Here is a 9,116-nt window from a genome sequence, read left to right as displayed (position 1 = left end):
GTGGTAAAGTGTTCCAGAATTGTTGGATTTGAAAAAATAATTTAAAAAATTTCATTTTATCTCTTGACTTTTGTTTATAAATACGTTATCATAATCAAGCAGTCGCGAAAAGCGATTGAATATATGAAATGCAGGAGTGGCGGAATTGGCAGACGCGCAGGCTTCAGGTGCCTGTGGTCGCAAGATCGTGTGGGTTCAAGTCCCATCTCCTGCATTATTTTTTTGCTTTGCGTATCAAGAATTGGTCCGGTGGACCAATTCGGATTGCCCTGATGGGAAGTGGGAAAACTTTCCGTCAGGGTATTTTTATTTTTCCAGAAAAGAATTTTCCGTAATTCGACAAAAATGGTTGAAATGTTTCCATGGTTGTGATAGAATCTGAAAGATTAAAGTATGAGACCACAATCTTATACAAACTTAAAACCGAACGAAAAAGAAAGGAAAACGGTGGAATGATGAAAGCTTTTCTAATCTTAGAAGACGGGCATGTCTTTACCGGAACCAGCATTGGTTCACAAAAAGAAGTGATCAGTGAAATCGTATTTAATACATCCATGACTGGATATCTCGAAGTGCTGACTGACCCATCCTATGCGGGACAGGCAGTATGTATGACGTATCCATTGATTGGCAACTATGGAATCTGTTACGAAGATCAGGAGTCCTTAAGACCCTGGCCGGATGGCTATATTGTAAGAGAATTATCCCGTCTCCCCAGCAACTTCCGTTGCCAGGACACCATTCAGAATTTCCTGAAAAAGTTCGATATTCCCGGAATCGCCGGAATCGATACACGTGCTCTCACCAAAATTCTTCGTGAAAAAGGTACCATGAATGGTATGATCACGACCAACGAAAACTATCATCTCGATGAAATTATTCCAAAATTAAAAGCGTATAATACCGGAAAAGTTGTAGAAAAGGTAACCTGCTCTGAAAAATCAGTTTTAAAAGGAGAAGGCTTTAAAGTTGCACTTCTGGATCTTGGAGCAAAGAACAACATCGCACGTTCCTTAAATGAGCGCGGATGTGAAGTGACCATTTATCCGGCACTTACCACAGCAGAGGAGATTCTTGCCGCAAATCCGGACGGAATCATGCTGTCCAACGGACCTGGAGATCCGAAGGAGTGTGTATCCATCATCAAAGAGATTAAAAAACTGTACGATTCCAATGTGCCGATTTTCGCAATCTGCCTTGGACATCAGCTGATGGCACTGGCTACCGGTGCAGATACGCATAAAATGAAATACGGCCACCGCGGCGGAAACCACCCGGTCAAAGACCTGGCGACCGGAAGAGTCTACATTTCTTCCCAGAACCATGGCTATGTCGTAGATACCGATACCCTGGATCCGAAGGTGGCAGTTCCTGCTTTTGTGAACGTCAATGACGGCACCAACGAGGGACTCAAATATGTCGGTAAAAACATCTTTACCGTACAGTTCCATCCGGAGGCATGCCCTGGCCCGCTGGATTCCGGATACCTGTTTGACCGATTCCTTGAGATGATGGGAGGTAATAAATAATGCCAAAGAATCCGAATATTAAAAAAGTTCTGGTTATCGGTTCCGGTCCGATCGTGATCGGACAGGCAGCAGAGTTCGACTACGCCGGTACACAGGCGTGCCGTTCCCTGAAAGAAGAGGGAATGGAGGTTGTACTTCTGAACTCCAACCCGGCAACCATCATGACTGACAAAGATATCGCAGACCGCGTTTACATCGAGCCGCTGACCGTAGAAGTCGTAGAGCAGCTCATCCAGAAAGAAAAACCGGACAGCGTTCTTCCGACCCTGGGAGGCCAGGCAGGACTGAACCTTGCGATGGAGCTCGAAGAAAAAGGCTTCTTAAAAGAAAACAACGTACGCCTGATCGGTACCACGGCGCAGACTATCAAAAAAGCCGAGGACCGTCAGGAATTCAAAGATACCATGGAGAAAATCGGCGAGCCGGTAGCGGCCTCCCTGGTTGTTCATGATGTACAGACTGGTATCGATTTCACCAACAAGATCGGTTATCCGGTCGTTCTACGTCCGGCTTACACCCTTGGCGGAAGCGGCGGCGGTATCGCTTACAATGAAGAAGAGCTGATTGAGATTCTTTCCAACGGACTCCGTCTTTCCCGCGTCGGCGAGGTACTGGTTGAAAGATGCATCGCCGGATGGAAAGAAATCGAGTACGAGGTTATGCGGGACAGTGCAGGAAACTGCATCACCGTCTGCAACATGGAGAACATCGATCCGGTCGGCGTTCATACCGGAGACAGTATCGTCGTAGCACCGTCCCAGACCCTGGGAGATAAAGAGTATCAGATGCTGCGTACTTCCGCACTCAACATCATCACCGAGCTCGGTATCACCGGCGGATGCAACGTACAGTATGCATTAAATCCGGACAGCTTCGAGTACTGTGTTATCGAGGTAAACCCGCGTGTCAGCCGTTCTTCTGCACTGGCTTCCAAAGCGACCGGTTATCCGATTGCAAAGGTTGCTGCAAAGATCGCACTTGGCTACACACTGGACGAGATCCCGAACGCCATCACCGGAAAAACCTACGCAAGCTTCGAGCCGATGCTGGACTACTGCGTTGTAAAAATCCCGCGTCTGCCGTTCGATAAATTTATTAGTGCAAAACGTACCCTGACCACACAGATGAAAGCAACCGGTGAGGTTATGAGTATCTGCAACAACTTCGAGGGCGCGCTGATGAAAGCCATCCGTTCCCTGGAGCAGCACGTAGATTCCCTGATGTCCTATGACTTCAGCCACCTGTCCAAAGACGAGCTGATCGAAGAGCTTCACATCGTAGACGATATGAGAATCTGGAGAATCGCAGAGGCGATCCGTCAGGGCATCTCCTACGACGAGATCCACGAGATCACCAAAATCGATGTATGGTTTATCGACAAGCTGGCCATCCTCGTTGAGATGGAGCAGGCATTACAGACAAAAGAGCTGGATGAAGATTTGCTGCGCGAAGCAAAACGCCTTGAGTTCCCGGATTACCTGGTGGCAAAACTGGCAGGAAAGACCGAAGAAGAAGTAAAAGCGTTAAGAAAACAGTATGATATCACCGCAGCTTACAAGATGGTAGATACCTGTGCCGCTGAGTTCGCAGCAACCACACCGTATTACTATTCCGTATACGGCGGCGAAAACGAAGCTGTCGAGACAAACGACAGAAAGAAAGTCCTCGTCCTTGGTTCCGGCCCGATCCGTATCGGACAGGGTATCGAGTTCGACTTCTGCTCCGTACATTGTACCTGGGCATTCAAGAAAGAGGGCTATGAGACCATCATCATCAACAACAACCCGGAGACCGTCAGCACCGACTTCGATATCGCAGATAAACTGTATTTCGAGCCGCTGACACCGGAAGATGTAGAAAATATCGTCAACATCGAGCATCCGGACGGAGCCGTTGTACAGTTCGGCGGCCAGACCGCAATCAAGCTGACCGAAGCACTCCTGAAAATGGGTGTGCCGATCCTTGGAACATCTGCGGAGAACGTAGATGCCGCAGAGGACCGTGAGCTGTTCGATGAGATCCTGGAGCAGTGTGAAATCCCGCGTCCGAAGGGACACACCGTATTCACCGCAGAAGAGGCGAAAAAAGCAGCCAACGAGCTCGGCTATCCGGTACTCGTCCGCCCGTCCTACGTCCTTGGAGGACAGGGTATGCAGATCGCCATCAGCGATGAGGACGTCGATGAATTTATCGGCATTATCAACCGGATCGCACAGGAGCATCCGATCCTGGTTGATAAATACCTGCAGGGCAAGGAGATCGAGGTTGATGCAGTCTGCGACGGCACCGATATCCTGATTCCTGGTATCATGGAGCACATCGAGCGCGCCGGCGTTCACTCCGGAGACAGTATCTCCGTTTATCCGGCACAGAGCATCAGCCAGCATGCAAAAGACACCATCGTAGAGTATACGAAACGTCTGGCAAGATCCCTGCATGTCATCGGTATGATCAACATCCAGTTCATCGTATGCGGTGAGGATGTTTACGTCATCGAGGTCAACCCGCGTTCTTCTCGTACCGTGCCGTACATCAGCAAGGTAACCGGAATCCCGATCGTGCCGCTGGCAACGAAAGTCATCCTCGGCCACACGATCCGCGAGCTTGGCTACGAGCCGGGTCTGCAGAGAGAGGCAGATTACATTGCCATCAAGATGCCGGTATTCTCCTTCGAGAAGATCCGCGGCGCAGATATCGCCCTTGGACCGGAGATGAAATCCACCGGTGAGTGCCTTGGTATTGCAAAGACTTTCAACGAGGCTCTTTACAAAGCATTCCTCGGCGCCGGAATCAACCTGCCGAAATACAAAAACATGATCATCACCGTAAAGGATGAGGATAAAGAGGATATCGTTCCGATCGCACAGAGATTCCAGGCTCTCGGCTACAAGATCTATGCGACGAGAAATACAGCGAAAGCCCTGAACGAGAACGGCGTCAATGCGATCCGTACCAACAAGATCGAGCAGCCGTCCCCGAACCTGATGGACCTGATCCTCGGCCACAAGATCGACCTCGTCATCGATACTCCGTCCCAGGGTGTTGAGCATTCCAAAGACGGATTTGTTATCCGCCGGAACGCGATCGAGACAGGTGTCAACGTACTGACCTCTCTGGATACCGCAACTGCACTCGTAACCAGTCTGGAAAATACGGATGTGAAGAAGCTGACCCTGATCGATATTGCAACGATCGATAAGAGATAAGCATGATGGAAGCATAAAGCAAAGAAAAGCTCTCTGCTGCAGAAACAAAGCGGCAGAGAGCTTTTTTGGCCGAATGTGGGTTTGAATGGATTTTACAAAAAAGAAAACGTGACGCGCTTGTGTTTTTAGCATAAGTATGATAGATTTTTAATAGAATGCCAGAAAAGGGCATCCAATTCAAAAAGAGAAAGGTACATATCGTATGAACATTATTGAGTGGTTAAAGGTTATCCTGCTGGGCATCGTAGAGGGCATTACCGAGTGGCTTCCGATCAGCAGCACCGGCCACATGATTCTGGTAGATGAGTTTATTAAGCTGAATGTAACAGAGGATTTCAAAAATGTTTTTGAAGTTGTCATCCAGCTCGGTGCAATCCTTGCGGTTGTCGTCATCTATTTCTGGGATCTCTGGCCGTTTCACGGCAAAAGCAAAGCAAAAAGCCGGAGCTATTTTGCCAATCCAAGCGACAACAAGGTCTTTGCAGGTATTCAGAACTTTGTAGACAATTACTGTTATCTGGACAAAATTATCATGTGGTTCAAGATCGTCGTATCGTGTCTGCCGGCAGCCGTGATCGGACTGGCATTCAACGACTGGATCGAGGCCCATCTGATGAACTACGTGATCGTAGCGCTGATGCTGATCATCTACGGTGTTCTCTTCATCATCATTGAGAATTACAACAAGACGAGAACACCGTCTGCAACAAAAATCAAAGAGATTACCTGGAAAAATGCGCTGTATATCGGTATTTTCCAGCTCCTCTCCATCGTACCGGGAACTTCCCGCTCGGGAGCAACCATCATCGGCGGTATCCTGCTGGGATGCTCGAGAGAGCTGGCATCGGAGTACACGTTTTTCCTTGCCGTTCCGGTTATGTTCGGCGCGAGCCTTTTAAAACTGGTAAAACACGGCTTTGCCTTTACCGGTGTTGAGGTGGCGATCATGATCGTCGGCATGCTGGTGGCATTTGTGGTATCCATTTTTGCCATCAAATTCCTGATGCAGTACATCAAGAAGCACGATTTCAAAGCCTTCGGCTGGTACCGCATCGTACTCGGTGTGATTGTGCTGCTGTATTTCGTAATCAAAACCGTAATTCTGAAGGCATAATACAAGACAATTCCGAAAATTCACCGGGAAAAATAGAAGAAGAAGTATCGCCAAATGAAAAAATTGTGCGATACTTCTTTTTTTGCGTAAAAATTACAAAAAACCCTGTAAAAAGTAACCAAAAGCTGATATAATAAAACATAACAGGGGCACAGACGATACAGTTCACCCGCACCATTCGCAAAACCGCGCTTTCAGCGCTTTCCGCTGCTGCGCAGCTCCTTTTGCTCATTTCTCGGCGCTCCCTTCGTGTGTTCTTGCAAACAAAATTTCATGCAGGCATGAAATTTGCCCGCCAGAACACACGAGTGAACTGTAAATTAAAAAAATACCGAAAATTTGCCATATTTTTATTGACTAAAGATATTCTTATGGTAAAATAAATGTGTGCGCCCCGAGGATATCTTTATTTTCGGTGCAATCAGTATAGGGTGAACGTATCATCCAGGGCAATCTGGAAATACTTTACTATAACCTATCAAAATTACAAGTAGGAGGAAAAGTAACAATGGCAAAATGGGTTTACATGTTCACTGAAGGTAATGCAGACATGCGTAATCTTCTCGGTGGAAAAGGCGCAAACCTGGCTGAGATGACAAACCTGGGACTTCCTGTACCACAGGGATTCACGGTAACAACCGAGGCTTGTACACAGTACTATGAGGATGGCAGACAGATCAACGACGAGATCATGGGTCAGATCATGGAAGCAATCGATAAAATGGAAGGAATCACAGGAAAGAAATTCGGAGACGTTAAGAATCCGCTGCTCGTTTCTGTACGTTCCGGAGCAAGAGCTTCCATGCCAGGTATGATGGATACCATCCTGAACCTTGGTCTGAACGAAGAGGTTGTTGAAACTCTGTCACAGGCTTCCGGCAACCCACGTTGGGCTTGGGACTGCTACAGAAGATTCATTCAGATGTTCTCTGACGTAGTTATGGAAGTTGGTAAAAAATACTTCGAAGAGCTGATCGACAAGATGAAAGAGGAGAAAGGCGTAAAACAGGACGTAGATCTTGACGCAGATGACCTCAAAAAACTGGCTGAGCAGTTCAAAGCTGAGTACAAAGCTAAAATCGGTGAGGATTTCCCGACCGATCCTAAGGTACAGCTGATGGAGGCTGTTAAAGCCGTATTCCGTTCCTGGGACAACCCGAGAGCAAACGTTTATCGTCGTGACAACGACATCCCGTATTCCTGGGGTACCGCTGTTAACGTACAGATGATGGCATTCGGAAACATGGGAGATGACTGTGGTACAGGTGTTGCCTTCACTCGTGACCCTGCTACAGGAGAAAACGGACTGTTCGGTGAGTTCCTTACCAACGCACAGGGCGAGGACGTAGTTGCCGGTGTTCGTACACCTATGCACATTTCCGAGATGGAAGAGAAATTCCCGGAAGCTTTCAAACAGTTCAAAGAAGTTTGCAAAACTCTGGAAACACACTACAGAGATATGCAGGACATGGAGTTCACTGTAGAGCACGGTAAACTGTACATGCTGCAGACACGTAACGGTAAGAGAACAGCAAAAGCTGCTCTGAAAATCGCCTGCGATCTTGTAGATGAGGGAATGAGAACAGAGGAAGAGGCAGTTGCAATGATCGATCCTCGTAACCTTGACTCTCTGCTTCATCCGCAGTTCGATGCAAAAGCACTGAAAGAGGCTACTCCAATGGCAAAAGCACTGGGAGCATCTCCGGGAGCTGCTTGCGGTAAAATCGTCTTCACAGCTGATGACGCTGTTGCATGGGCTGAAAGAGGAGAAAAAGTTGTTCTGGTTCGTCTTGAGACATCCCCAGAAGATATCACAGGTATGAAATCTGCACAGGGTATCCTGACTGTTCGTGGTGGTATGACTTCCCACGCAGCCGTAGTTGCCCGTGGTATGGGAACCTGCTGTGTATCCGGTTGCGGTGATATCGTAATGGACGAGGCAAACAAGAAATTCACACTGGCTGGCAAAGAGTTCCACGAGGGAGACTGCATCTCTCTGGATGGTTCTACAGGATGCATCTATGACGGACTGATCCCGACCGTAGACGCTACCATCGCTGGCGAGTTCGGAAGAATCATGGGCTGGGCAGATAAATACAGAACCATGAAAGTTCGTACAAACGCTGATACTCCGGCAGACGCTAAAAAAGCTCGTGAGCTTGGCGCAGAAGGTATTGGTCTTTGCCGTACAGAGCATATGTTCTTCGAAGGCAACAGAATCGATGCATTCCGTGAGATGATCTGCGCTGAAACCGTAGAAGAGAGAGAAGCAGCACTTGCTAAGATCCTTCCGGAGCAGCAGGGAGACTTCGAGAAGCTGTATGAAGCTCTGGAAGGCAACCCGGTTACCATCCGTTTCCTGGATCCGCCGCTTCATGAGTTCGTTCCGACTGAGGAAGAGGACATCAAGAAACTGGCTGACGCACAGGGCAAATCTGTTGAGCAGATCAAAGCAATCATCGCTGGTCTGCATGAGTTCAACCCGATGATGGGTCATCGTGGATGCCGTCTTGCTGTAACTTATCCGGAAATCGCTAAGATGCAGACAAGCGCAGTAATCCGCGCAGCCATCAACGTGAAGAAAGCTCATCCGGATTGGAATGTAAAACCGGAAATCATGATCCCACTTGTTGGCGATATCAAAGAGCTGAAATACGTTAAGAAATTCGTAGTAGAGACCGCTGACGCTGAAATCGCAGCTGCAGGCAGCGACCTTGAATACGAAGTTGGTACCATGATCGAGATCCCGAGAGCAGCTCTGACTGCAGATGAGATCGCAAAAGAGGCAGACTTCTTCTGCTTCGGAACCAACGACCTTACTCAGATGACTTACGGATTCTCCCGTGACGATGCTGGTAAATTCCTGAACGCTTACTATGACGCTAAGATCTTCGAGAACGATCCATTCGCAAAACTCGATCAGGACGGCGTTGGCAAGCTGATGAAGATGGCTATCGATCTTGGAAGACCGGTTAACTCTTCTCTGCACGTAGGTATCTGCGGTGAGCACGGTGGAGATCCGAGCTCCGTAGAGTTCTGCAACAAACTGGGTCTGGACTATGTTTCCTGCTCACCGTTCCGTGTACCGATCGCTCGTCTGGCAGCAGCTCAGGCAGCTATCGCTCAGAAGAACGCTTAATTTAAGCTGTTGAAGGGAAAACTGAAATAGCCTGTTAAGGGGCAAATTTCCCAACCAACAGAATAAATGTCCAAACATAAAATTTGACCTTGTAGGTCTGTAGAAATACAGACCGCAAGGTCTTTTTT

4 protein-coding genes and 1 tRNA gene are annotated in these 9,116 nt (G+C 48.0%); all 5 read left to right on the top strand.

Annotation, left to right across the window (positions count from 1 at the left end; all coding sequences use genetic code 11):
- Positions 1–130 precede the first annotated feature (130 nt).
- Positions 131–214 (top strand) — tRNA-Leu (locus ACY2VT_RS13705).
- 241 nt (positions 215–455) lie between these two features.
- Positions 456–1,529: a carbamoyl phosphate synthase small subunit gene (locus ACY2VT_RS13700; RefSeq protein ID WP_055227684.1), complete on the top strand. Its 1,074-nt coding sequence runs from the start codon at positions 456–458 to the stop codon at positions 1,527–1,529.
- Entirely contained in the window at positions 1,529–4,735 is a 3,207-nt protein-coding gene (carB, locus tag ACY2VT_RS13695; RefSeq protein WP_461880263.1) for a carbamoyl-phosphate synthase large subunit, read from the top strand. Before ACY2VT_RS13700 ends, carB begins: the two co-directional genes overlap by 1 nt.
- A gap of 202 nt (positions 4,736–4,937) precedes the next feature.
- Positions 4,938–5,849, top strand: coding sequence for an undecaprenyl-diphosphate phosphatase (locus tag ACY2VT_RS13690; RefSeq protein ID WP_461880262.1), 912 nt, complete (start codon positions 4,938–4,940; stop codon positions 5,847–5,849).
- A gap of 508 nt (positions 5,850–6,357) precedes the next feature.
- Positions 6,358–8,988, top strand: coding sequence for a pyruvate, phosphate dikinase (gene ppdK, locus ACY2VT_RS13685; protein ID WP_238033241.1), 2,631 nt, complete (start codon positions 6,358–6,360; stop codon positions 8,986–8,988).
- The last annotated feature ends 128 nt before the right edge of the window (positions 8,989–9,116 follow it).

The organism is Fusicatenibacter sp. (genome assembly GCF_050872605.1).
In the GTDB taxonomy this organism is placed as follows: domain Bacteria; phylum Bacillota; class Clostridia; order Lachnospirales; family Lachnospiraceae; genus Fusicatenibacter.
Note: the sequence above shows the minus strand (reverse complement) of the source record. Positions and strands in the feature narration are given on the sequence as shown.